This is a genomic window from Nocardiopsis sediminis, from assembly GCF_042650565.1.
Taxonomy (GTDB): domain Bacteria; phylum Actinomycetota; class Actinomycetes; order Streptosporangiales; family Streptosporangiaceae; genus Nocardiopsis_B; species Nocardiopsis_B sediminis.
The window spans coordinates 170,708-193,814 of record NZ_JBHSBH010000014.1 but is presented as its reverse complement, the minus strand read 5'-3'; the positions used below and the strand labels follow the sequence as shown (position 1 = coordinate 193,814).

The window sequence follows — 23,107 nt, the reverse complement described above, 5'->3', positions numbered from 1 at the left end:
ATCGGGGGATCTCACCCCCTGGGGAGGCCGCGGCGTCAGATGAGCGGCGGGCCCTGGCCGGGTTCCTCCTGGTAGGAGTAGCGCTCCTCGCGCCAGGGGTCGCCCCGGTTGTGGTAGCCGCGCTCCTCCCAGAAGCCGCGGCGGTCGGCGGTCAGGTACTCGATCGCGCGCACCCACTTGACGCTCTTCCACCCGTAGAGGTGCGGCACCACCAGGCGCACCGGGTATCCGTGCTCCGGGGTCAGCCGCTCGCCCGCCCGGTGGGTGGCCAGCAGCACATCGGGGCGCAGGAAGTCGTCCAGCCGCAGGTTGGCGCTGTAGCCGTACTCCGCCCACACCATGACGTGGGTGGCGTCCGGGGCCGGCGGCGTGTGCTCGGCGATGGACTCGGCGCGCACCCCCGACCAGCGGACGTCGCGGAACGTGAACCTGGTCACGCAGTGGAAGTCGGAGACGGAGTCGATCCGGGGGAGGGCGTCGAACTCGGGCCAGGTCCAGCGGGCGCCGCCGGGTGACTCCGTGTGCCCGTAGACCCGGAAATCCCAGCGGTCAGGGCGGAACCGCGGCACCGGACCGTAGTGCAGGGCGGGCCGGTGAGGGGGCACATACTGCCCGGGCGGCAGCCGTTCATCCGACAATCGCACTCCTTCGTGGTCCCTACCGCCATCCTGCCAGGCACCGGACACAGAGTGTCTCGAACCCCACACGAGCGCCGCTCGACCAGGGGTGCGCTATAGTCACTTCCATGCAGCGGAAGTTTTGGCGCTTTTATGGCTACCGGCCCTTGGGTAGGACGGTCGCCCGTTTAGCGCTGCGCTGACACGGACGAACCTCGAGAGCCCCGGGCCGATGGCCCGGGGCTCTTTCGTTTGCCCGCACACACACGATCACGACGCCCCGAACCGCGCCGCCCACGGGCCGGCGCACACCGCTGGAGGAATGAAGACCATGGTCATCGTGATGGCGCCCACCGCCACACCGGACAACATCGACACGATCGTCGACCTCGTCGCCACCGCAGGGGGCGAGGCGTACGTGACCCGCGGTGTGAGCCGCACGATCATCGGCCTCGTCGGCGACGTCCAGCAGTTCGAGACCCTCGACCTCCGCGCGATGCCCGGGGTGAGCGACGTCCTGCGCATCTCCGCGCCCTACAAGCTGGTCAGCCGCGAGAACCATCCCAGCCGCTCCATGGTGAGCGTGCGCGGGGTGCCCATCGGCGGCGACAACGTCACCGTCATCGCCGGGCCCTGTGCGGTCGAGACCCCCGAGCAGACCCTCGCCGCGGCGCAGATGGCGCGCGCCGCCGGGGCCGCGCTGCTGCGCGGCGGCGCCTACAAGCCGCGCACCTCCCCCTACGCCTTCCAGGGGCTGGGGGAGTCCGGCCTGAAGATCCTCGCCGACGTGCGCGAGGAGACCGGCCTGCCCATCGTCACCGAGGTCGTCGACCCCGCCGATGTGGAGCTGGTGGCCGGCTACGCGGACATGTTGCAGATCGGCACCCGCAACGCGCAGAACTTCGCGCTGCTCCAGGCGGCCGGAGAGGCGGGCCGCCCGGTCATGCTCAAGCGCGGCATGAACGCCACCATCGAGGAGTGGCTGATGGCCGCCGAGTACATCGCCCAGCGCGGCAACCTCGACATCGTGCTGTGCGAGCGCGGCATCCGCACCTTCGAGAAGGCCACCCGCAACACCCTGGACATCAGCGCGGTCCCGGTCGCCCAGAACCTGTCCCACCTGCCGGTGATCGTCGACCCCTCGCACTCGGGCGGCAAGCGCGACCTGGTGCTGCCGCTGTCGCGCGCGGCCATCGCGGTCGGCGCCGACGGCATCATCGTCGACGTCCACCCGGCGCCCGAGACCGCCCTGTGCGACGGCCCCCAGGCGCTGGTGGGCGAGGACATCGAGGCGCTGGCCGACCTGGCGGCCTCCCTGACGGCACTCATGGGCCGCACCCTGACCCCCGCCCCGGAGCCGGTGGCCGCGGGGGTGTGAGCGGGGGCCGGGGGCGCCCCCGGCTTCCCTCAGACCTTCACCGGGGCGGCGTCGCCGAGGAAGCTGGGACGGTGCAGCTGCGCGGTGGTCACCAGGTGCTCGGCCAGCTCCTCGGCGTCGAGGCGCTTTTCGATCTGGCGCAGGTCGGCGATCTTGGCCGCGGTCTCGACCTGGCGCGGCGTGAGCAGCGTGCAGCAGTCCTCGTCGGGGAGCTCGGAGATCGACAGGGTGCCGATCGCGCGCGCCTGGTCCATGATCTCGGTCTTGTCCATCCCGATCAGCGGGCGCAGGATCGGCAGGTCCACGGCGTCGTCGAGCGCGGTCAGGTTGGTCATGGTCTGGCTGGAGACCTGGCCCAGCGCGTCGCCGGTGATCAGCGCCTGGGCGCCGAGGTCGTCGGCCAGGGCCTCGGCGGTCTTGAGCATCAGCCGCCGCTGGGCCACGATCTGCAACCGCTCGATCCCCGACGTCTTGAGCTGCTGCTGCGCCTTGCCGAAGGGGACCACGAACAGCCGCGAGCCCGACTGGTAGCGGTCGAGCTGGCGCACCAGGCTGTAGGCCTTGTAGATGGACTCCGGGCCGGTGAACGGCATGCCGGAGAAGTGCAGGAAGTCGACCTTGAGGCCGCGGCGCATCATCCGGTGCGCGGCCACCGGGGAGTCGATGCCGCCCGACATCAGGACCAGGCCGCGCCCGCTCATGCCCACCGGCAGCCCGCCCTGGCCGGGGATGCCGTCGGTGAAGACGAACACCTCGTCCTTGTCGACCTCGATGTGCAGGGTGTTGGCGGGCCGCTTCAGCTCCACCGGCAGCCCGTGGGCGTGCTGCACCGCGGACCCGATGTGCACGGCGATCTGCGACGACGTCATCGGGAACCGCTTGTCCCGGCGGCGCGCCTTGACCGCGAAGCTGCCCGAGCGCTCGGCCATGGAGCGCACCGCGATGTCGGTGACGGTGTCGAGGTCCTTGGCGACCCGGCGCACCAGGTGCACCCAGACGACGCCCATGACGTTGCGCATGCGCTCGGCGAGCTCGGCGACCTCCAGGTCCGAGCCGCCGGGCATGCGGACGATGATGACCCCGGCGCCGCGCTGGGTCAGCGTGATCGAGCGCAGGTCGCGTGCCGACGAGCGGATGTTGTTGTGCAGCCGGCGCTGGAAGAGGTTGCGGTTGCTGCCCTTGAGGACGATCTCGCCGAGCTTCATCAGCACGCACAGCTCGCCCAGACCGGGTTCGCCGCCGAGCTGATGCGCGGTGTCGCGCACGTCGGGGGCGGCGGGGTCGGACGTAACGGCCATGGGGGCATCTCCAGGTGGGGTCGGGTCGGCCGGGGGCGCACACGGGGGCCGCCCGGTTCCGGGGATGGTTCCAGTATCGAACATGGGGCAACCGGTTAGGACCTCGTGATGTTCCCCGGACGAGTGTGGTGTTCCCTGCACGCGCAGCGGGACCCTGCCCCGGAGGGCAAGGTCCCACTGGCACGCGTGTGAGGGGCTGCGGATCAGCCGAAGAAGACCTCGGCCTCGGCGAAGCGCGCGTCGGGGACGGTCTTCAGCTTCTCGGTGGCCGCGGACAGGTCGACGCGGACGATGTCGGTGCCCTGGAGCGCCACCATCTTGCCGTAGGACTTGTCGTGCACGGCCTCGATGGCGTTGACGCCCAGGCGGGTGGCCAGGACGCGGTCGAACGCCGAGGGCGTGCCGCCGCGCTGGACGTGGCCCAGGACGACCGAGCGGGCCTCCTTGCCGGTGCGGCGCTCGATCTCCTCGGAGAGGCGCTGGCCGATGCCGCCCAGGCGCACGTGGCCGAAGGAGTCGGTCTCGCCGTGGGACAGCTCCATCTGGCCGTCCTTGGGGTGCGCCCCCTCGGCGACCACCAGGATCGGGGCGTACTTGGTGGTGAAGCGGCTCTCGACGTGGGCGACGACCTCGTCGATGTCGAACGGGCGCTCGGGGATGAGGATGACGTTGGCGCCGGCGGCCATGCCCGAGTGCAGGGCGATCCACCCGGCGTGGCGGCCCATGACCTCGACGACCAGCGCGCGGTGGTGGGACTCCGCGGTGGTGTGCAGCCGGTCGATGGCCTCGGTGGCGATGTTCACCGCGGTGTCGAACCCGAAGGTGAAGTCGGTGGCGTTGAGGTCGTTGTCGATGGTCTTGGGCACGCCCACGACGTTGACGTCGCGCTCGTGCAGCTGGGTGGCGACGCCGAGGGTGTCCTCGCCGCCGATGGCCACCAGGGCGTCGATGCCCAGCGCCGCCATGTTGTCCTTGACGCGCTCGACCCCGCCGTCGATCTTCATCAGGTTGGTGCGGGAGGAGCCGAGGATCGTGCCGCCGCGCGGGAGGATTCCGCCGACCGCCGCGCGGTCCAGGGGCATGGTGTCGCCCTCGAGGGGCCCGCGCCAGCCGTCGCGGAAGCCGACGAACTCGTACCCGTAGTCCTTGATGCCCTTGCGGACGACCGCGCGGATGACCGCGTTCAGCCCCGGGCAGTCGCCGCCGCCGGTCAGCACCCCGACTCGCATGCGTGTACTCCTCGAATCCCGTGAAAAATCCCGAAATGACCAAAGCTGCGGCGCCCGTGGGCGCCGTGCGGGTGGCCGGCACCGTCGCGATCGTGACCGCCGTGATCACCGCGGGGGTGGCGGTGTGACAGGGGTCACGAAAAGTGGGCCGTGGCGATTGTGAGCCGCTCATCCGCGGGGTAGATCCCACGAATGACGGCCCGGAGCGGAGCTGATGGCACGTCCGTCTCACGCCGTCCACATGGTCTAGACCATAGTCGTCCAACCCAGTGGAGGCCAACCCATGTCGGTGCTCACCATCGACGCCGGAACCACCGGTGTCACCGCCCTCATCGTCAGTGAGAACGGCGAAGTCGCCGCGCGCGGCTACCAGGAGTTCGCCCAGCACTACCCCCGCACCGGATGGGTCGAGCACGTCCCCGAGGAGATCTGGCAGGCCACCCTCGCCGCCTGCCAGAGCGCCCTCGACGCCACCGACGACGCCCCCACCTGCATCGGGATCACCAACCAGCGTGAGACCGCGGTCCTGTGGAACCGCAGACGCGCGAGCTCGCCCCGCAGAGCGATCGTATGGCAGGACCGGCGCACCGCCGACATCTGCCAGGAGCTGCGCGACGCCGGGCACGAGGACCGGGTCACCGACATCACCGGGCTGCGCCTGGACCCCTACTTCACCGCGACCAAGCTCACCTGGATCCAGCGTAACGATCAGCGCGCCTGGAGCGGGGTGGAATCCGGCGACGTCGCCCTCGGCACCGTCGACTCCTACATCATCGCCCGCCTGACCGGGGGCACCCGGCACATCACCGACGCCTCCAACGCCTCGCGCACCCTGCTGTTCGACCTGCGCGCCGGGACCTGGTCCGACGAGATGTGCGAGCTGTTCGGGGTGCCCATCTCGGCGCTGCCCGAGGTCGTCCCCTCCTACGGCGTCGTGGCGGAGTCGGAGCCCGACGACTTCCTCGGGCTCAAGCTGCCCATCGCCGGGATCGCCGGCGACCAGCAGGCGGCCATGTTCGGCCAGAACTGCTACACACCGGGCTCCTCCAAGTGCACCTACGGCACCGGCTCCTTCATCCTGGTCAACACCGGCACCGAGCCGGTCCCCCCGCGGCAGGGCCTGCTCAGCACGGTCCTGTGGCAGCACCCCGACGGCCGGCTCGACTACGCGCTCGAAGGCTCCATCTTCGTCACCGGCGCGGCCGTGCAGTGGCTGCGCGACGGCCTCGGGTTCATCGACAGCGCCGCGCAGTCGGAGGCGCTGGCCGCCAGCGTCGAGGACTCCGGCGGCGTGGTCTTCGTCCCCGCCCTCACCGGCCTGGGCGCACCCGACTGGGACCCCTACGCGCGGGGCGCCATCTTCGGCATCACCCGCGGCACCGGCCGCGCCCACCTGGCCCGTGCCACCCTGGACGCCATCGCCTTCGAGGTGCGCGACGTGGTCGAGGCCATGGCCCGCGCGTCCGGCACCGAGCTGCCCGAGCTGCGCGTGGACGGCGGGGCCTCGGCCAACGACCTGCTCTGCCACATCCAGGCCGACCAGCTCGGGGTGAGCGTGGCCCGCCCGCAGATCCAGGAGACCACCGCCCTGGGCGCCGCGTTCCTGGCGGGGCTGGGGACCGGCGTGTGGGACTCCACCGACGACCTGGCGCACACCTGGAAGCTCGACCGCCGCTTCGAGCCGCGGGACCGCGACGACGCGGCCTACCGCCGCTGGCGGGTCGCCGTGGAGCGGTCCAAGGGCTGGGCCGGGCTGGAGTGAGGGCGGTGCCGGTGCCGAACCCAGGGGGAGTTCAGTCGTCCAGGCCCTGGTCGATGGCGTAGCGCACCAGCTCGACGCGGTTGTGCAGCTGTAGCTTGCTGAGGGTGTTCTGCACGTGGTTCTGCACGGTGCGGTGGGAGAGGGTCAGCCGCGCGGCGATCTGCTTGTAGCCCAGCCCCTTGGCGACCAGGCGCAGGACCTCGGTCTCGCGCGGGGTGAGCGCGGGGGCGGCCGGGGCCGCATCAGGGGAGGGGGCGGAGGCGAGCCGCCGGTACTCGCCGAGTACCAGGCCGGCCAGCCCCGGGGTGAAGACGGCGTCGCCACCGTGCACGCTGCGCACGGCGTCGAGCAGCTCCTCGCGTCCCGCGGACTTCACCAGGTAGCCGGTGGCGCCGGCCTTCACCGCGCCCAGAACGTCGCGGTGCTCGCCGCTGGCCGAGAGGATGAGGACGCGCGGCGGGGTGCCGGGCAGCGCCAGCAGCCGCCGGGTCACCTCGACCCCGCTCATGTCCGGCAGCTGGAGGTCGACCACGGCCACCGTGGGACGCGCGGCCGGCGCGACGGCCACGGCCTTGCGGCCGTCGCCCGCGGTGGCCACCACCTCGAGCCCGGCCTCGGCGAGGTCGCGGGCGACGGCGTCGCGCCACATCGGGTGGTCGTCGACCACCATGACCCGGATGGTGCGGCCGGAGGCACCGGCGGCGGGCTCACCTGCGGCGGGGTCGGCGGCGCCGGGGTCAGTCATCGTCCCGGCTATTGCCGTTGCCGTTGTTGCCATTTCCGTTGTTGCCGTTCCCGCGGTCGTCACCGCTGCCGAACGGGGTCACGAACAGCTCGACCTCGGCGCCGCTCTCGACCTCGCCCTCGGGGCTGAAGCCCGCGACCCGGTCGCCGCCCAGCGGCGCGGTGACCTTGACGGTCAGGCCCAGGTCCTCCAGCTCCCTCTGCGCGGCCTCGACCGACAGGCCGGTGACATCTGGCACCTCGATCCGGTCGGGGCCCGACGACACGGTCAGGGTGACGGCGTCGCCGCGGCCGACGTTCTCCCCCTGGCCGGGGTCGGTCGAGATCACCCGGCCGGCCGGGACGTCGTCGCTGGGCGCCTCGGCGACGTCGACGCCCAGGCCCTTGGCGCGCAGCGCGTCGGTGGCGTCCTCCTGGGTCTGGCCCGCGACATCCGGCACGGCGAAACCGGTGCTGAGCGTCAGGGTGACCGATTCGGCGCGGTCGGCGTCGGTCCCCTGCTCGGGGTCGGAGGCGACCACCGCGCCGATCGGCTCGTCCTCGGAGGACGCCTCGTCCAGCTCGATGTCGGAGAACCCGGCGCCCTCCAGGGCGTCGCGGGCATCGTTGGCGGTCAGCCCGACCACCTCGGGCATGGACACGGTCTGCGGGCCCCGTGACAGGAACACGGTGACGGTGCCGTTGGGCTCGATACGGTCGTCGATCTCGGGGCTGGCCCCGGCGATCTCCCCCTCGTCGGCGGCGTCGCTGAAGATCCCCCGCTCGTCGACCTCCATTTGCAGGCCGCTGTCGGCCAGCACGGAGGCCGCGGTCTCCTCGTCCAGCCCGATCACATCGGGGACGGTCTCGAAGCGGCCGAACAGCATCCACCAGCCGAAGACGAGCGCCGCCACCGCCATGGCGCCGCCGGCGAGGATGAGGAGGTGCTTGCGCTCCAGGGGGCGGTCGTCGGGCGGCGGGCCCGCGTCCTCGACGTCGTCGAGGTCGACCACGAGGGTGGCGTTGCCGCCGGACCGCGCGGCCGCGGGCGGCCCTGCCGCATGGGCGGCGTCCATGCGGGGCATGGTGGCGGCCGCGGTCGCGGGCCCGCCGTCCTCCGGCATGTTCTTCATGACCTCGGACATCCCGGCGAGGTACTGGGCGGCGTCGCCGGGGCGGTAGCGCGGGTCGCGCTCGGTGGCCTTGGTGACCAGGATGTCGATCTCGGGGCCGATGCCCGGAAGGACGGTCGAGGGCCGCGGGACGTCGACGTTGACGTGCTGGTAGGCGACCGCGATGGGGGTCTCGCCGGTGTGCGGCTGCTCGCCGGTGATCAGCTCGTAGAGCATGATCCCGGCCGCGTAGACATCGGTGCGCGCATCGGCGGTGCCGCGCTCGATCTGCTCGGGAGCCAGGTAGGCGGCGGTGCCCATGAGCGTGCCGGTCTTGGTCATGGCCTGCTGGGCGGATTCCACGAGCCGCGCCAGCCCGAAGTCGGCCACCTTCACCTGGCCGTCCTCGGTGAGCAGGACGTTCTCGGGCTTGACGTCGCGGTGCACCATGCCGGCGCGGTGCGCCGCGCCCAGCGCGGCCAGCACCGGCGCCATGATCTTCAAGGCGGCGTAGGGCCCCAGGCGGCCGCGCTCGCTGAGCAGGTCGCGCAGCGTGCGGCCGGGCACGTACTCCATGGCGAGGTACACGTGCCCCTGGTCGCTGCCCTGGTCGTAGACCTGCACGACGTTGGGGTGGGAGAGGCGGGCGACGGAGTGCGCCTCGTTGATGAAGCGGCGCACGAACGTGGGGTCCTCGGCCAGGGAGGAGTGCATCACCTTGCACGCCACCCGGCGGTCCAGCCGGAGGTCGTGGGCGACGTAGACGGTCGCCATGCCGCCGCTCGCGACGCGCCCCTCGATGAAGTAGCGGCGGTCCAGGGTCATTCCGACGAGGGAGTCCGCAGTCGTCATGTCCATCGGATCACGTTCGCCTCGCTCCGCTGCTCCTGCGGCCCCGCGGGTGGGGCCTCCGGTCGGGCGGCGCCGGCGCTCGATCGCCGGCGGCTCGCCGTTCGTTCCACGCAGCCGAGTGTAATAGGGACAATGCCCCCACGCCGGGCCTCGCGCGGCGTGGGGGCACAGAAACCCCTGTGACCTGCGATTTCTTCCGTAGGGTCACTCCGCGGCCGGTGACGATGCGTGTGCGTACCGGCGCACCGGGATACGGCCCGCTCGCCGTGCCGCGCGCCCTGCGGCGACCGCGTCGCGCATGGCCGCGGCCATGAGGACGGGGTCATGGGCGCGGGTGACCGCGGTCGCCAGCATCACGGCGTCGCACCCCAGTTCCATGGCGAGCGCCGCCTCGCTGGCGGTGCCGATCCCGGCGTCGATGACCACCGGGACGCCGGCCTCCTCCACGATGAGCTCGATGTTGTGCGGGTTGCGGATGCCCAGGCCCGACCCGATCGGCGCGCCCAAGGGCATGACGGCGGCGCAGCCCACCTGCTCGAGCCGGCGGGCGAGCACGGGGTCGTCATTGGTGTAGGGCAGCACGGTGAAACCGTCGTCGACCAGGAGCTCGGCCGCGTCCAGCAGCTCCACCGGGTCGGGCAGCAGAGTGCGCTCGTCGGCGACGACCTCCAGCTTGATCCAGTCGGTCTCCAGCGCCTCGCGGGCCAGGCGGGCGGTGCGGACGGCCTCGGCGGCGGTGAAGCATCCGGCGGTGTTGGGCAGCGGCCGGATGCCGTTGCGCCGCAGCACGTCCCAGACCGAGCCCTGCGCACCGGGCGCGACCCGGCGCAGCGCCACCGTGGTCAGCTCGGTGCCCGAGGCGATCAGCGCGTCCTCCAGGACCCGCATCGACGGCGCCCCGCCGGTGCCGGTGATGAGCCGCGAGGCGAACGCGCGCCCGGCGATGACGAGCGGGTCGGCTGTGTGGGTCGTCATGATCAGCCTCCCTGGACGGCGGTGAGCACGTCCACGCGGTCGTTTTCGAAAACGTGGGTGCGCGGCCAGGCGGCGCGGGGGACGACTTCGTCGTTGACCGCCGCCGCCACGCCCCCCTGGGCGTCGGTGAGGGAACCGACGATGTCGGCCACGGTGCTGCGGGGCGCCACCCGGGTGCGCCGCCCGTTGATGATCACGTCCATTGGCGTGCCTCGCTTCCGTCGGAGCCGCGGGCGGCGGCGAAGGGCCGGGCGTAGGCGGGCAGGCCCTCGCCCGCCAGCACGTCGGCCAGCGCGTCGCCCGTGGCGGGGGTGAACAGGACACCGTGCCGGAAGTGCCCCACCGCGAGGTGCAGGCCCGGCAGAGCGGTTGGGCCCAGCAGCGGTGCGTTGCCGGGGGAGCCGGGCCGCAGCCCTACACAGATCTCGGCGATCTCCAGCTCGCCGACCCCGGGGACCAGGGTGTGGGCGTCGCGCAGCAGCTCCCACACCCCGCCCGCGGTCGGGTTCAGGTCGGCGCCCATCTCCTCCTGGGTGGCGCCCACGACCACCTCTCCGCTGTCGCGGGGGACGAGGTAGACCGGCGTGCCCCGGACCAGCCCGCGCACGGTGCGCGTGACGACGGGCGCCGCGCCGGAGGGGGTGCGCAGCCGCAGCAGCTGGCCCTTGACCGGGCGCAGCGGCGGCACGGCGCCGTCGGGCAGCCCGCCGATCTCCGGGGTCCACACCCCCGCTGCCAGGACGACCTGGCCGGCGCGCAGCTCGCCGCCGCCGGCCAGGAGCACGCCGGCGGCCCGGCCGCCGGAGGTGAGCAGGCGGGCCGCCCGGTCGCGGACGCGGCCGGCCCCGCGCCGCCGGGCGGCGGCCGCCAGGGCCGCGGTGAGCAGGCGGGGGTCGACGGAGTGGTCATCGGGGGCCAGGACGCCGCCGCGCACCGACGGGGCAAGCATCGGCTCCAGCCTGCGGCACGCGCGGCCGGTCAGCCGCTCGGCGGGCAGGCCCAGGCGGGCCTGGAGCTCCGCGAGTTCGCTCAGCCGGGCCAGGTCGTCGGTGTCGTAGGCGACCTGGAGGGTGCCGCCGGTCCGGTAGCCCGCGTGGCGGCCGGAGTCGCGCTCCAGCTCCTCGACGAACGCGGGGTAGCGGTCGCGCGAGAGGGCGCCGAAGCGCATCAGCGCCTCCTCGCCGAACACGGCCTCGCCGGCGGGGGTCAGCATGCCCGCCGCGACCCCGGACGCGGCGCCCGGAGTCGCATCGGGGGCGACGACGGTGACGCGCAGCCCGCGCCGGGCCGCCCGCCAGGCGACGGCGAGGCCGATCACGCCCGCGCCAACGACGAGGACGTCGCAGGCGCCGGGTGGCCCGGACTCCGGAGGGGAGGGGGATGTCGGTGAGGACGGGGGCGGGGGTGTTGTGCGCACGGCTCCGCTGCCACTCCCTTCGCCGGTATGACCCGGATCAGGTTCTTGCGGTCGGAGGCTCGCCGCCTCCCTCTCAGCCGGGTCCCACCGGCTCCCGCGGGGATCGTTGCTCGCGGCCAATCCTAGGGCCCCGCCTCCGCCGGCGGGCGGCCGGCCCGCGTCGGCGCAACCGCTACGCCGGAAGCGATAAGGCCCGATGGCCGGGTTTGGCACGCCCGGATCTGTGGGACATTGGCTGCGTGACAGAGAACGACCACACCATCGATTCCCTGGTCGGCGACTGGTTGACCCTGAAGGAAGCCGCGAAGGCGCTGAACGTCAGCCCGAACCGGGTCAAGCAGTACATCGGCGACCACAAGCTGCTGGGGGTCCGCCGCAAGGGCGAGACCGTGGTCCCGGCGGCCTTCATCGCCAACGGCGACATCGTCAAGGGCCTGCCGGGCACCCTCACGGTCCTCGCCGACTGCGGGTTCGCCACCGAAGAGGCGCTGACCTGGATGTTCACCCCCGACGACACCCTCCCGGGGGCGCCCATCGAGGCGCTGATCGCCAACCGCGGCACCGAGGTCCGCCGCCGCGCCCAGGCCATGGCCTTCTAGCGGCCGGCCCCGGGCCCGCCGCGGGCCCCGGAACGGGCGCGCACTAGCCTGGGGCGGGTGAACACCAGCCTGCGCCGGCGCCTCGCCGATGCCCGCCTGTACCTGTGCACCGACGCCCGCCGCGAGCGGGGCGACCTCGCCTCCTTCCTCGACTCCGCCCTGGCCGGCGGAATCGACATCGTGCAGCTCCGCGACAAGTCGCTGGAGGCGCGCGAGGAACTGGACGCGCTGGAGACCGTGCGCGCGGCCTGCGAACGGCACGGCGCGCTGCTGGCGGTCAACGACCGCGCCGACATCGCCCGTGCCGCCCGCGCCGACGTCCTGCACCTGGGCCAGCGAGACCTGCCCGTGCCCTTCGCCCGCGAGATCGTCGGCGACGGCCCGCTGATCGGCCGGTCCAACAACAACGCCGACGCGGCCGCCGCGTCGGCGGCCGAGGACGGCGTCGACTACTACTGTGTGGGCCCCACCTGGGCGACACCCACCAAGCCCGGCCGTCCCGCTGCGGGGCTGCCGCTCGTCCGGGCGGCCGCGGGGCTGCCGGGCGGGCGCCCGTGGTTCGCCATCGGCGGCATCGACCTGGGCAACCTCGACCAGGTCCTGGACGCGGGCGCGCGCCGCGTGGTCGTCGTGCGCGCCATCACCGACGCCCCCGACCCCCGCGCCGCCGCTGCGGAGTTCACCCGCCGCCTGCGCGCCGCCTAGAGGTTGATACGGCCCAGGGCGCTGGGGTGCTTGCGCAGGTAGCCCTCGATCGTCTGCGCCGGGTGGCCGGTGAGGTCGGGGACAGCGGGGGAGACAACGTCCATCTCGCCCGTGGCGATGGCGGCGTAGGAGCTGGCCCAGCCCTCGACGGCCCACTCCGGGGCGCCCGAGGGGCGGCGCGACTCCAGCGCTTCGTCCCAGGTCTCTGGCACATAGCGGATGACCTTCCCGGTGAGCGAGGACAGCCGCTCGACGGTCTCGCCCAGGGTGACGGCCTCGGGCCCGGTCAGGTCGTAGGTGCGCCCGTCGTGCTCCCCCTGCCCGAGCAGCACCGCCACCGCGGCGTCGGCGACGTCGTCGCGCGACACCCAGGCGACCCGGCCCTGCCCGGCCGGGCCGCGGATCACGCCGTACTCGTCGGCCCAGTCGGGCAGCAGGTCCAGGTAGAGGCTCGGCCGCAGGAAGGTGTGGGCCACGCCCGTCGAGCGGATGTGGGCCTCGGTGTAGAAGTGGTCGCGGGCGAAGGTGAACGTCGCCGCCGGCGCGGCGACCAGGAAGGACAGGTAGACGATCCGGCTCACGCCCGCCGCCACCGCGGCGTCGACCGCGCTGATGTGCTGGTCGATCCGGTCGGCGGCTTCGGTGGCCGACACCAGCAGCAGCGTGTCGGTGCCGCGCACCGCCCGCCCGAAGGCGGCGGGGTCCTCGTAGGCGGCCATCGCGGCGCTGGCCGAGTCCAGCTCCGGGGCGCGGTTGATGTCGCGGACGATGAGCCGCTGGCGCACCCCGCGCCGGGCCAGCCGCGCCGCCACCCGCCCGCCCACGGCGCCCGTGGCCCCGGTGACCCCGACAGTGTGCGCTATTGCCTGATCCTCACCCATGAGCCCCATTTTCGGGCAATGGGCCCCGATGTGCACTTACCGGCGCGCGAGGCGGCCGCAAGCCCCTCGCGCGCCGGGTGGGCAGGCGCCTATCAGCGCGTCACGTCCTGCGCGCCGGCCTGCGCGGGTGCGGGTGCAGGCGCGGCGGGTTCGGGGGTGCGGTAGGTGAGCCGGCGCAGCAGCACCTCGGCGGGCCCGCGCCGCCCGGTGCGTTCGAGGGCGTAGGCGCCGGCCACGGTGACCAGCCACACGCCGAGCGCGAACAGCGCCATCGAGGCGCTGTGCAGGGCGGCGCCGAACCCCAGGCCCCAGGCTGCGAGTACCGGGGAGCAGATCACGGACTGCGCGAGGTAGCTGCTCATGGACCGCTTGCCGACCGCGGTGACCGCGACCACGACCGTGCCCTGGCGTTCCCGGCGGCCCAGGAGGTGGCCGATGATCCCGAAGACGGCGACGTAGCCCAGCCCGCCGAACAGGCCGCCGAAGGACCGCGCCCCGGACCACGCGTCCAGGGCGGGGGCGGTCAGGTCCATCAGCCCGGCCAGGTGCAGCGCCTCGGGGAGCGCCGCCACCCAGGCCGCGGAGATCCCCAGGACGGCGGTCCAGCCGAAGGTGCGCAGGTAATGCCCGGGGACCTCCAGCATCCGGCGCCGGCCCGCCGCCATGCCGAGCAGGATCGCCGCCGGCACGACGAAGCCGAGGCCCTGGGCGACGACGAGCAGCGGCCACACCATCAGCCGGTCCAGGGCCGCGCTCAGGATGCCCGGCTCGCTGAATGAGGCGAAGAAGTATCCGGCCATGCCGTCGTCAACGGCCCCCGCGCCGCCGCCCGGGCTCTGCGAGGCGAGGACGGCCACGGCCGCCGAGAGCGCGGCGATGGCCGCCACCAGCGCGGTGAGGATCACCGCCCAGATGCGGATCGTGCGCTCGCTGCGGCGCAGGAACAGGCCGCACAGCACCAGCCCGGCCACGCCGTAGGCGCCCAGGATGTCGCCCATCCACAGCAGCGCCGCGTGGACGAACCCGAACACGAGCATCCAGAGGTGGCGGCGGCGCACCAGCGCCGCGGCGCCCCGGGCATCGGCGCCGGCCTCGACCTGGCGGTCGAAGGTGCGCATGATGCCGTAGCCGAAGAGGAAGGCGAACATTGGGTAGATGCGGCCGTCGACGGCCACCGTCAGGGCGGCCTGCACCGCCGTGTCCAGCGCCGATCCGCCGCCAGGGTGCGGGCTCATCGCCGGCCGGTCGGTCGCCCACAGGTAGTACGGGGTGTTCGCCAGGGCGATCAGCAACAGCATGAAGCCGCGCGCGAGATCGGGCGCGAGCGCCCGCTCCGCGGCTCGGACGGGACCTCGGTGCGGTGACCGGGTGGGATGCATGCGGAGGGCTCCTGTGCGGTCCGTTCAGCGGAGGTTTCTCCCAGCGTGGCGGACGACGGGCGCCACGGGCATCGGCTGGTGGGAGGAACCTGGTTCCTCCCCCTGGTGGACCGGGCCTCATCCGCCATGACTGGTGAGGCGTCCGGGGGCGGATCAGTGCTTGCGGGCGGTCGCGGCGACGATGAGGTCGGCGAGGGAGCCGCGGGCCGCTTCATCGATCAGCTCGCTGTCCAGGGCGTCGGTGGCCTGGCCGACGTAGTCGTCGATGCGGCTCTCGCAGGCCGCGAGCGCCCCGCACTCGGTGGTGACACCGCGCATCCATTCGACGTCGTCGGCGGTGAGCCCGGGGTCGCCCAGCAGGCGCCGGAAGCGGGCGGAGTCGGCCGCCGGGGCGCGCTCCAGGGTCTCGGCGACGATCAGCGTGCGCTTGCCCTCGCGCAGGTCGTCGCCCGCGGGCTTGCCGGTCTGGCCGGGGTCGCCGAAGACCCCCAGCACGTCGTCGCGCAGCTGGAAGGCGATGCCCAGCGGCAGGCCGTAGGCGGTGTAGACCGGGGCGAGGTCGTCGGCGCGGCCGGCCAGGGCGGCGCCCAGGTGCAGCGGGCGCTCGACGGTGTACTTGGCGGACTTGTAGTGCATGACGCGCAGCGACGCCCCGACGCTCTCGGCGCCGCGCACCTGTTCGAGCATGTCGAGGTACTGCCCGGCCATGACCTCGGTGCGCATCTTGTCGAACGGGCCGCGGCCGTCGTGCAGCGCCTTCAGCGGCAGCTCGCTGGCCGCGTACATCTGGTCGCTCCAGGCCAGGCAGAGGTCGCCGATGAGGATGGCCGCCCCCTGGCCGAACGCCGCGCCACCGCCCGACCAGCTCGATCTCTCGTGCAGCCCTTCGAGGCGCTTGTGGGTGGCCGGCAGGCCGCGCCGGGTATCGCTGTTGTCGATGACGTCGTCGTGGATCAGCGCGCACGCCTGGAGGAATTCGAGAGAGGCGGCGGCGGTGTAGATCCCGGGCACGTCGGCGCCGCCCGCGCCCCTCCACCCCCAGTAGCAGAAGGCGGGGCGCAGCCGCTTGCCGCCGGTGAGCATGGCCTCCAAGGCCTCCATGGCGGGAGCCAGTTCCGGGCCGATCTCCAGGAGATCGGCCCTGCGCTCCCCGGTGAACGCGGTGAGCTCGGCGTCGACGGCCCCGCGCACGAAGGAGACGGGTGTGGCGTGAGTGGAGGTCATGCAGAGCAGGCTATCCGCTTCCCGGCGGCCGCCCGCCGCCGCCGGGCCGGGACCGTCGCCTAAGGTGGTGGGCATGCTTGGGTCTACGACACGCTCCGGTCCGGCGCGTCACTCCGCCGCGCGGCCCCGCCGCATCCGCGATCTGCTCGCCGCCGGCGAACCGACGTTCTCCTTCGAGTTCTTCCCACCCAAGACCGACCAAGGACAGCGCAGGCTCTGGCGGGTCATCCGCGAGATCGAGGCGCTCCAGCCCTCTTTCGTCTCCGTCACCTACGGTGCGGGCGGCGGCACCCGCGACCGCACGGTCGAGATCACCGAGCGCATGGCCACCGACACCACCCTGCTGCCGGTGGCGCACATGACCGCGGTCGACCACTCGGTGCGCGAGCTGCGCCACCTCATCGGCCGGTTCGCCGATGTCGGTGTCACCAACGTGCTGGCGCTGCGCGGCGACCCCCCGGGCGACCCGCTGGGGGAGTGGGTCCGCCACCCCGAGGGCCTGGAGTACGCCGACGAGCTCGTCCGGCTGCTCAAGGAGAGCGGCGACTTCTGCGTGGGCGTGGCGGCGTTCCCCTACAAGCACCCCCGCTCGCCCGACGTCGACTCCGACGTCGAGTACTTCGTGCGCAAGTGCCGCGCCGGCGCCGACTACGCGATCACCCAGATGTTCTTCGACGCCGAGGACTACCTGCGGCTGCGCGACCGGGTCGCGGCCAAGGGGTGCGACGTGCCGATCATCCCCGAGATCATGCCGGTGGTGAAGCTGGCCACGATCGAGCGCTCCGAGCAGCTGTCGGGCGCCCCGTTCCCGCGCCACCTGGCGGCGGAGTTCGCGAAGGCGGGCGACGACCCCGACGCCGTGCGGCGGCTGGGGATCGAGCAGGCCACGCGGATGTGCGAGCGGCTGCTCCAGGAAGGCGCCCCCGGGATCCACTTCATCACGTTCAACCAGTCCACAGCCACGCGCGAGATCTACCAGCGGATCGCCGCCGACCGCCTGCCCGCAATGGCAGCGGGGCGGCCATGATCGCGAAGGGCCGGTCCGTGCTGCCGGGGAACCGGAACTCCGGCAGCACCTCGGTGAACCCGCACGAGGCGTAGAGCCGGCGGGCCACGGTGGGCCCGGTGTGGGTCGACAGCACGGCGGTGGCCTCGGTGCGCGGCGCCGTGAGGCGTTCCAGGAGCGTGCGCCCGAGGCCGCGGCCCTGGTCGGCGGGGTGCACGTGCAGCTCGGCGATCTCGAAGGCGTCGGCGAACCAGCGCCGCTCGGCGGCGGGGTCGCGCGAGCGCACCTCAGCGGTGACGACGTCGTGCCACCACTGCCCGCTGTGGCCGTGGAACCCGTAGGCGAACCCGAGGGCCGCCGCGCCGCCGGGGGCGAGCGCCACCACGGCGCGGAAGCCGGTGTGGAGGGCGTGGTGCTCCATGATCGAGCGGCGCCCGGCGAGCTGGTCGGGGGGCGGGGACATGGCCGCGGAGTAGACGTCCAGCAGCGCGGGGAGCGCGTGGACGAAGGCGGGGGCGGTCGGCTCCCACAGCTCGGCATCGGTCTGCACAGCGCCACACTAGACGACGCCGCCGGGGTGCCCGCCCCTTCTTGACGAAAGCCATTGCGTGAGGTTAACTGAGATTGTTCGAACTGATGTTCGAGCATGAACGGCCGGGTGGGGGAGGGGAAGCCCCTTGCCCGGCCGTTTCATCGTGCGCGCATCCGCCCGGGCGCGCCCGGGTGAAAACACACAGGTGGCCGCCCACCCTGCGCGGGGTGGGCGGCCACCTGCATTGCGGCATGTGTGCCCCTGGGGCATGGGGGCGGTGACGAAGATGTGCGCGGCGCTCCTAGAACGCGTCGACGGCGCGGCGCGCCTCGGGGTCGAGGACCCCCCAGTTGATCAGCTCCTCGGTGAGGTCGCCGGGCGAGCGGTCGTAGATCACCGCGAGCGAGCGCAGGTCCTCCTGGCGGATCGACAGCACGCGGCCGTTGTAGTCGCCGCGCTGGCTCTGAATGGTGGCAACGTAGCGCGCGAGCGGCCCGGCCTTCTCCTGAGGCAGCTGCTGCATGCGCTCAAGGTCGATGACGAGCTTGGGTGTGGGGCCCAGCGGGGTCGGCGCCGCGCCGCCCGGCAGCAGCTCCGACATCGGGACACCGTAGAAGTCCGCGAGCTCGGCGAGCTTCTGCACGGTGACCGCGCGGTCGCCGCGCTCGTAGGAGCCCACGACGACGGCCTTCCAGCGGCCGTGGGACTTCTCCTCCACCCCGTGCAGGGACAGGCCCTGCTGGGTGCGGATGGCGCGCAGCCGCGCGCCGAGGGACTTCGCGTATTCGGATGGCATCTTCTTCGTCGCTCCCCGGCCGTGATGGTGGCTGGTGTGGGCAGTGGGCCCCGAGTTCGCTCGGTAGTGACCAAGCCCCCGGAAAATGTGCTGTGCACCGATTCGCGAGGGGTGGACACGGAGCGGTCCCACCCAGATTGGTTACGGACAGTGACGGTAAGGCTGTTCGGTTGCCAGGTCAAGCCGTTGGGCGGAAACGCGACTAATCAGTGGCCAAACCGTGCGTAAGTGAGGGGTCTCTCATTTCGGTAGAGATGGGTACCAAACGCAGTCGGGCGCCTACCGCAAAGCCCGGCAGCGCAAGCACTTTCGCGTTCTTCGCGGGTGAAGGCGGCGGATTGGGAGCCGCTCGAATCCCACTCGAAGCGCCCGTGTCAACGCCAGGTAGCGTGATCATCGTCATATTTTCGCCGAGTTTCACTCGGCGGCCCGGCGGGCCCGGTGGGATGGCGCTGGTAGCGTGAGGCCGTTCGACATCCTTTAACGACCTGCTCAGCGAGGCAGGGAAGGGGGTCATCACTGTGTGTGCGCAAAAACGCGCGGAACGTGATGTGCATGCCGAGGATCCGTCCGCGCGCGATCTCACCGACACTCAGCGCGCCGTCCTCGAAGGCCCGGAGATCCACCGGGCGCTCACCCGGATCGCCCACGAGGTGCTCGAGCGCACCAAGGGCGCCCACGACGTCACCCTGCTCGGCATCCCCACCCGCGGCGTCCCGCTCGCCCGCCGCCTCGCCGAGCGCATCGAGCGCGTCGAGGACCGCGCGGTTCCGTGGGGCTCCCTCGACATCACCATGTACCGCGACGATCTGCACCTGGCCCCCGCCCGCGCGCTCGGGCGCACCGAGATCCCGCCCGAAGGCATCGACGGCCGCACCGTCGTGCTCGTCGACGACGTCCTCTTCTCCGGCCGCAGCGTCCGCGCCGCCCTCGACGCCCTCAACGACCTCGGCCGGCCCCGCGCGGTCCAGCTCGCCACCCTGGTCGACCGCGGCCACCGGCGGCTGCCCATCCGCGCCGACTACGTCGGCAAGAACCTGCCCACCTCCCTGCGCGAGAACGTCGCCGTCCTGCTCGACGAGCTCGACGGGCGCGACGCCGTGCTGATCGGCCCGGCCAAGCCCCGCCCGGGTGAAAAGGAACAGGGACAGGAGGGGGACCACTGATGCGCCACCTGCTCTCCGCCGGCGACCTCAGCCGCGACGAAGCCACCCTGGTCCTCGACACCGCCGCCGAACTCGCCCAGATCAGCGGGCGCTCGGTGAAGAAGCTGCCGACCCTGCGCGGGCGCACCGTCGTCAACCTCTTCTACGAGGACTCCACGCGCACCCGCACCTCCTTCGAGCTCGCCGCCAAGCGCCTCTCGGCCGACGTCATCAACTTCTCCGCCAAGGGCTCCAGCGTCTCCAAGGGCGAGAGCCTCAAGGACACCGCGCTGACCCTCCAGGCCATGGGGGCCGACGGCGTCGTCATCCGCCACGGGGCCTCCGGCGCCGCGCACCGGCTCGCGCGCTGGGTCGACGGCGCCGTGCTCAACGCCGGCGACGGCACCCACGAGCACCCCACCCAGGCGCTGCTGGACGCCTTCACCATGCGCGAGCGCATGGGCCGGCTCGACGGCCTGCGCGTGGCCATCGTCGGCGACGTCCTGCACAGCCGGGTGGCCAGGTCCAACGTCCTGCTGCTCAACACCCTGGGCGCCGAGACCACCTTGGTCGCCCCGCCCACCCTGATGCCGGTGTCGGTCCACACCTGGCCCTGCGCCATCTCCTACGACCTCGACGAGACCCTGCCCAAGAGCGACGTCGTCATGATGCTGCGCGTGCAGGCCGAGCGGATGAAGGACGCCTTCTTCCCCACCGCGCGCGAGTACAGCCGCCGCTACGGGCTCGACCGCGACCGCTTCGCGCGGCTGAGCGACGACGCCGTCGTCATGCACCCCGGCCCGATGGTCCGGGGGATGGAGATCTCCGCCGAAGTCGCCGACTCGCCGCGCTCCACCATCACCGAGCAGGTCGCCAACGGTGTCAGCGTGCGCATGGCCGTGCTCTACCTGCTGCTGGGCGGGTCCGAGTCCGCGATCGGCGCCTGAGGGCCGGGAACATAGGGAGAAAGCACGACATGACCGAGACCAGTCACCTGATCCGCGGCGCGCGCGTCGCGGGCGGCGACCCGGCCGACATCCTGATCCGCGACGGCGTCATCGCCGCCGTCGGCACCGGGCTCGACGCACCTGACGCCGAGGTCACCGACGCCTCCGGGCTCGTCGCCCTGCCCGGCCTGGTGGACCTGCACACCCACCTGCGCGAGCCGGGCCGCGAGGACGCCGAGACCGTGGCCACCGGCGCCCGCGCCGCCGCCATGGGCGGCTACACCGCCGTGCACGCCATGGCCAACACCGACCCCGTCGCCGACACCGCCGGCGTCGTCGAGCAGGTCTGGCGGCTGGGCCGCGAGGCCGGGTACTGCGACGTGCAGCCCGTGGGCGCGGTCACCCGGGGCCTGGCCGGCGGCCAGCTCGCCGAGCTCGGCGCCATGGCCGACTCCGTGGCCGCCGTCCGCGTGTTCTCCGACGACGGCATGTGCGTCTCCGACCCGCTGCTCATGCGCCGGGCGCTGGAGTACGTCAAGGCCTTCGGCGGCGTCGTCGCCCAGCACGCCCAGGAGCCCCGGCTCACCGAGGGCGCCCAGATGAACGAGGGCGTCGTCTCCGACCGGCTCGGCCTGGCCGGGTGGCCCGCGGTGGCCGAGGAGGCCATCATCGCCCGCGACTGCCTGCTCACCGAGCACGTGGGGTCGCGGCTGCACGTCTGCCACGTCTCCACCAAGGGCTCGGTGCAGATCCTGCGCTGGGCCAAGAGCCGCGGCTGCGACGTCACCGCCGAGGTCACCCCGCACCACCTGCTGCTCACCGACGACCTCGCCGAGGGCTACGACCCCGTCTACAAGGTCAACCCGCCCCTGCGCACCGCCGAGGACGTCCGGGCGCTGCGCGAGGGGCTCGCCGACGGCACGATCGACTGCGTGGCCACCGACCACGCCCCGCACCCGATCGAGGCCAAGGAGACCGAGTGGTCCACGGCCGCCATGGGCATGACCGGCCTGGAGACCGCGCTCTCGGTGGTCCAGCACACCATGGTCGACACCGGCCTGCTCGACTGGGCCGGGGTCGCCGAGCGCATGTCGGCCACGCCCGCCCGCATCGGCAGACTCGCCGGTCAGGGCCGCCCGCTCGCCCCCGGCGAGCCCGCGAACGTTACCCTGTACGACGCGGCCGCCGCCCGCGACATCGACCCGGCGGCGATGGCCTCCAAGAGCGCCAACACCCCCTACCGGGGGATGCGCCTGCCCGGACGGGTGGTCGCCACCTTCCTGCGCGGCGTCCCCACGGTCCGCGACGGGAAGATCCAGTGACCGCGGCCCAGAGCCCGGAGACCGGCGGCCGGGCCGCCACCGCCACCGCAAGCCCCGCGCAAGAGGAGACACACGTGCAGACAAGCGCCATGCTCGTGCTGGAGGACGGCCGCGTCTTCCACGGCACGTCGTTCGGCGCGCCGGGCGAGACCTTCGGCGAGATCGTCTTCAACACCGGCATGACCGGCTACCAGGAGACCCTCACCGACCCGTCCTACCACCGCCAGATCGTGGCCATGACCGCCCCCCACATCGGCAACACCGGCGTCAACGACGACGACCCCGAGTCCGGGCGGATCTGGGTGGCCGGCTACGTCGTGCGCGAGCCCGCCCGCATCCCCTCCAACTGGCGTGCCAAGCGCACCCTCGACGAGGAGCTGCGCCGCCAGGGCGTGGTGGGCATCGCCATCGCCGGCACCCGCGCCCTCACCCGCCACCTGCGCGACCGCGGCGCCATGCGCGCCGCCGTCAGCACCACCGAGACCGACCCGCAGGCCCTCCTGGAGCGCGTGCTCGCCAGCCCCCCGATGGCCGGCGCCGACCTCAGCGCCGAGGTCGCCACCACCGAGCCCTACACCGTGCGCCCGCCCGAGGGCGTCGCCACCCGCTTCCGCGTGGCAGCCGTCGACCTGGGCATCAAGGCCATGACGCCCCAGCGCCTCGCCGAGCGGGGCTGCGAGGTCACCGTCCTGCCCGCCGCCGCCACCGCCGAGGACATCCTCGCCACCGGCCCCGACGGCGTGTTCTTCAGCAACGGCCCCGGCGACCCCGCCACCGCCGACGGCCCGGTCGCCGCCGTGCGCGGCGTGCTCGACTCCCGCACCCCGCTGTTCGGCATCTGCTTCGGCAACCAGATCCTGGGCCGCGCACTGGGCCTGGGCACCTACAAGCTGCGGTTCGGCCACCGCGGCGTCAACCAGCCCGTGCGCGACGTCCACACCCGCCGGGTCCACATCACCAGCCACAACCACGGCTTCGCGGTCGACGCGCCGCTCGACGGCCCGTTCGACACCCCCTACGGCCGCGCCGAGGTCAGCCACGTCGACCTCAACGACGACGTCGTCGAAGGGCTGCGGCTGCTGGACCGGCCGGCGTTCAGCGTCCAGTACCACCCCGAGGCCGCCGCGGGCCCGCACGACGCCGCCGAGCTGTTCGACGCGTTCGTCGACCTGATGTCCGCCCAGCCCGCCAGCCAGCCGTAGAGGACC

The 23,107-nt window shown here is 73.0% G+C and carries 22 protein-coding genes and 1 riboswitch; of the genes, 9 read left to right on the top strand and 13 right to left on the bottom strand.

Annotated elements, in window-relative coordinates:
• Positions 1 to 35: 35 nt before the first annotated feature.
• Complete coding sequence (locus ACFOVU_RS22545) at positions 36 to 638, bottom strand: sulfite oxidase-like oxidoreductase (protein WP_378536764.1); 603 nt, start codon at positions 636 to 638, stop codon at positions 36 to 38.
• A gap of 310 nt (positions 639 to 948) precedes the next feature.
• On the opposite strand from ACFOVU_RS22545, the gene aroF reads away from it, so the two are divergent.
• Complete coding sequence (aroF, locus tag ACFOVU_RS22540) at positions 949 to 1,995, top strand: 3-deoxy-7-phosphoheptulonate synthase (protein ID WP_378536763.1); 1,047 nt, start codon at positions 949 to 951, stop codon at positions 1,993 to 1,995.
• Between the two features lie 29 nt (positions 1,996 to 2,024).
• Here the strand turns inward: aroF and thiI are convergent, their stop codons facing one another.
• Together thiI and ACFOVU_RS22530 are read right to left on the bottom strand one after the other, a co-directional pair.
• The gene (gene thiI, locus ACFOVU_RS22535) at positions 2,025 to 3,293 is read right to left on the bottom strand and encodes a tRNA uracil 4-sulfurtransferase ThiI (protein WP_378536761.1); all 1,269 of its coding nucleotides are present in this window, start codon (positions 3,291 to 3,293) and stop codon (positions 2,025 to 2,027) included.
• Positions 3,294 to 3,496: 203 nt separating this feature from the next.
• Entirely contained in the window at positions 3,497 to 4,522 is a 1,026-nt protein-coding gene (locus tag ACFOVU_RS22530; RefSeq protein ID WP_378536760.1) for a 6-phosphofructokinase, read from the bottom strand.
• A 283-nt stretch (positions 4,523 to 4,805) separates the two neighbouring features.
• On the opposite strand from ACFOVU_RS22530, the gene glpK reads away from it, so the two are divergent.
• Positions 4,806 to 6,284 carry a glycerol kinase GlpK gene (gene glpK / locus ACFOVU_RS22525; protein WP_378536758.1) on the top strand — a complete coding sequence of 493 codons (1,479 nt, stop codon included), beginning with the start codon at positions 4,806 to 4,808 and terminating at the stop codon, positions 6,282 to 6,284.
• A gap of 31 nt (positions 6,285 to 6,315) precedes the next feature.
• On the opposite strand, the gene ACFOVU_RS22520 is transcribed toward glpK, so the two are convergent.
• The 5 genes from ACFOVU_RS22520 to thiO form a co-directional block, all read right to left on the bottom strand.
• A complete protein-coding gene (locus tag ACFOVU_RS22520) occupies positions 6,316 to 6,954 on the bottom strand; it encodes a response regulator (protein ID WP_378536794.1) in 639 nt (212 codons plus the stop codon).
• Between the two features lie 67 nt (positions 6,955 to 7,021).
• Positions 7,022 to 8,977, bottom strand: a complete 1,956-nt coding sequence (pknB, locus tag ACFOVU_RS22515) for a Stk1 family PASTA domain-containing Ser/Thr kinase (protein WP_378536756.1) — start codon at positions 8,975 to 8,977, stop codon at positions 7,022 to 7,024.
• Positions 8,978 to 9,175: 198 nt separating this feature from the next.
• Entirely contained in the window at positions 9,176 to 9,946 is a 771-nt protein-coding gene (locus ACFOVU_RS22510; RefSeq protein ID WP_378536755.1) for a thiazole synthase, read from the bottom strand.
• A 2-nt stretch (positions 9,947 to 9,948) separates the two neighbouring features.
• Positions 9,949 to 10,149: a sulfur carrier protein ThiS gene (gene thiS, locus ACFOVU_RS22505; protein WP_378536753.1), complete on the bottom strand. Its 201-nt coding sequence runs from the start codon at positions 10,147 to 10,149 to the stop codon at positions 9,949 to 9,951.
• Positions 10,140 to 11,363, bottom strand: a complete 1,224-nt coding sequence (gene thiO / locus ACFOVU_RS22500) for a glycine oxidase ThiO (RefSeq protein ID WP_378536752.1) — start codon at positions 11,361 to 11,363, stop codon at positions 10,140 to 10,142. The genes thiS and thiO overlap by 10 nt, the downstream gene beginning before the upstream one ends.
• Positions 11,361 to 11,471: riboswitch (TPP riboswitch) on the bottom strand. Its footprint overlaps the gene before it by 3 nt.
• Before the next feature lie 131 nt (positions 11,472 to 11,602).
• On the opposite strand from thiO, the gene ACFOVU_RS22495 reads away from it, so the two are divergent.
• Positions 11,603 to 11,962, top strand: a complete 360-nt coding sequence (locus ACFOVU_RS22495) for an Rv2175c family DNA-binding protein (protein WP_378536750.1) — start codon at positions 11,603 to 11,605, stop codon at positions 11,960 to 11,962.
• A gap of 69 nt (positions 11,963 to 12,031) precedes the next feature.
• A complete protein-coding gene (thiE, locus tag ACFOVU_RS22490) occupies positions 12,032 to 12,667 on the top strand; it encodes a thiamine phosphate synthase (protein ID WP_378536793.1) in 636 nt (211 codons plus the stop codon).
• On the opposite strand, the gene ACFOVU_RS22485 is transcribed toward thiE, so the two are convergent.
• The 3 genes from ACFOVU_RS22485 to ACFOVU_RS22475 all read right to left on the bottom strand — a co-directional run bounded on the left by ACFOVU_RS22485 (position 12,664) and on the right by ACFOVU_RS22475 (position 16,151).
• A complete protein-coding gene (locus ACFOVU_RS22485) occupies positions 12,664 to 13,548 on the bottom strand; it encodes an SDR family oxidoreductase (RefSeq protein ID WP_378536748.1) in 885 nt (294 codons plus the stop codon). The two genes, thiE and ACFOVU_RS22485, sit on opposite strands and share 4 nt — an antisense overlap.
• A 92-nt stretch (positions 13,549 to 13,640) precedes the next feature.
• The gene (locus ACFOVU_RS22480; RefSeq protein WP_378536747.1) at positions 13,641 to 14,927 is read right to left on the bottom strand and encodes a DUF418 domain-containing protein; all 1,287 of its coding nucleotides are present in this window, start codon (positions 14,925 to 14,927) and stop codon (positions 13,641 to 13,643) included.
• A gap of 153 nt (positions 14,928 to 15,080) precedes the next feature.
• Complete coding sequence (locus tag ACFOVU_RS22475) at positions 15,081 to 16,151, bottom strand: polyprenyl synthetase family protein (RefSeq protein ID WP_378536745.1); 1,071 nt, start codon at positions 16,149 to 16,151, stop codon at positions 15,081 to 15,083.
• A gap of 73 nt (positions 16,152 to 16,224) precedes the next feature.
• On the opposite strand from ACFOVU_RS22475, the gene metF reads away from it, so the two are divergent.
• The gene (gene metF / locus ACFOVU_RS22470) at positions 16,225 to 17,178 is read left to right on the top strand and encodes a methylenetetrahydrofolate reductase [NAD(P)H] (protein WP_378536744.1); all 954 of its coding nucleotides are present in this window, start codon (positions 16,225 to 16,227) and stop codon (positions 17,176 to 17,178) included.
• Here metF and ACFOVU_RS22465 read toward each other — a convergent pair.
• Together ACFOVU_RS22465 and bldD are read right to left on the bottom strand one after the other, a co-directional pair.
• Complete coding sequence (locus ACFOVU_RS22465) at positions 17,096 to 17,707, bottom strand: GNAT family N-acetyltransferase (RefSeq protein ID WP_378536742.1); 612 nt, start codon at positions 17,705 to 17,707, stop codon at positions 17,096 to 17,098. The genes metF and ACFOVU_RS22465 overlap by 83 nt on opposite strands.
• A gap of 283 nt (positions 17,708 to 17,990) precedes the next feature.
• A complete protein-coding gene (gene bldD / locus ACFOVU_RS22460; protein ID WP_017591133.1) occupies positions 17,991 to 18,485 on the bottom strand; it encodes a transcriptional regulator BldD in 495 nt (164 codons plus the stop codon).
• 551 nt (positions 18,486 to 19,036) lie between these two features.
• Here bldD and pyrR point away from each other — a divergent pair.
• From pyrR to carA, 4 genes are all read left to right on the top strand, one after another.
• On the top strand, positions 19,037 to 19,651 hold the full coding sequence (pyrR, locus tag ACFOVU_RS22455; RefSeq protein WP_378536741.1) for a bifunctional pyr operon transcriptional regulator/uracil phosphoribosyltransferase PyrR: 615 nt from the start codon (positions 19,037 to 19,039) through the stop codon (positions 19,649 to 19,651).
• Complete coding sequence (locus ACFOVU_RS22450) at positions 19,651 to 20,577, top strand: aspartate carbamoyltransferase catalytic subunit (RefSeq protein WP_378536739.1); 927 nt, start codon at positions 19,651 to 19,653, stop codon at positions 20,575 to 20,577. The genes pyrR and ACFOVU_RS22450 overlap by 1 nt, the downstream gene beginning before the upstream one ends.
• Before the next feature lie 29 nt (positions 20,578 to 20,606).
• Positions 20,607 to 21,899 (top strand): dihydroorotase, encoded by a 1,293-nt coding sequence (locus ACFOVU_RS22445; RefSeq protein WP_378536738.1) that lies wholly within the window; start codon positions 20,607 to 20,609, stop codon positions 21,897 to 21,899.
• 89 nt (positions 21,900 to 21,988) lie between these two features.
• Positions 21,989 to 23,101: a glutamine-hydrolyzing carbamoyl-phosphate synthase small subunit gene (gene carA / locus ACFOVU_RS22440; protein WP_378536791.1), complete on the top strand. Its 1,113-nt coding sequence runs from the start codon at positions 21,989 to 21,991 to the stop codon at positions 23,099 to 23,101.
• The last annotated feature ends 6 nt before the right edge of the window (positions 23,102 to 23,107 follow it).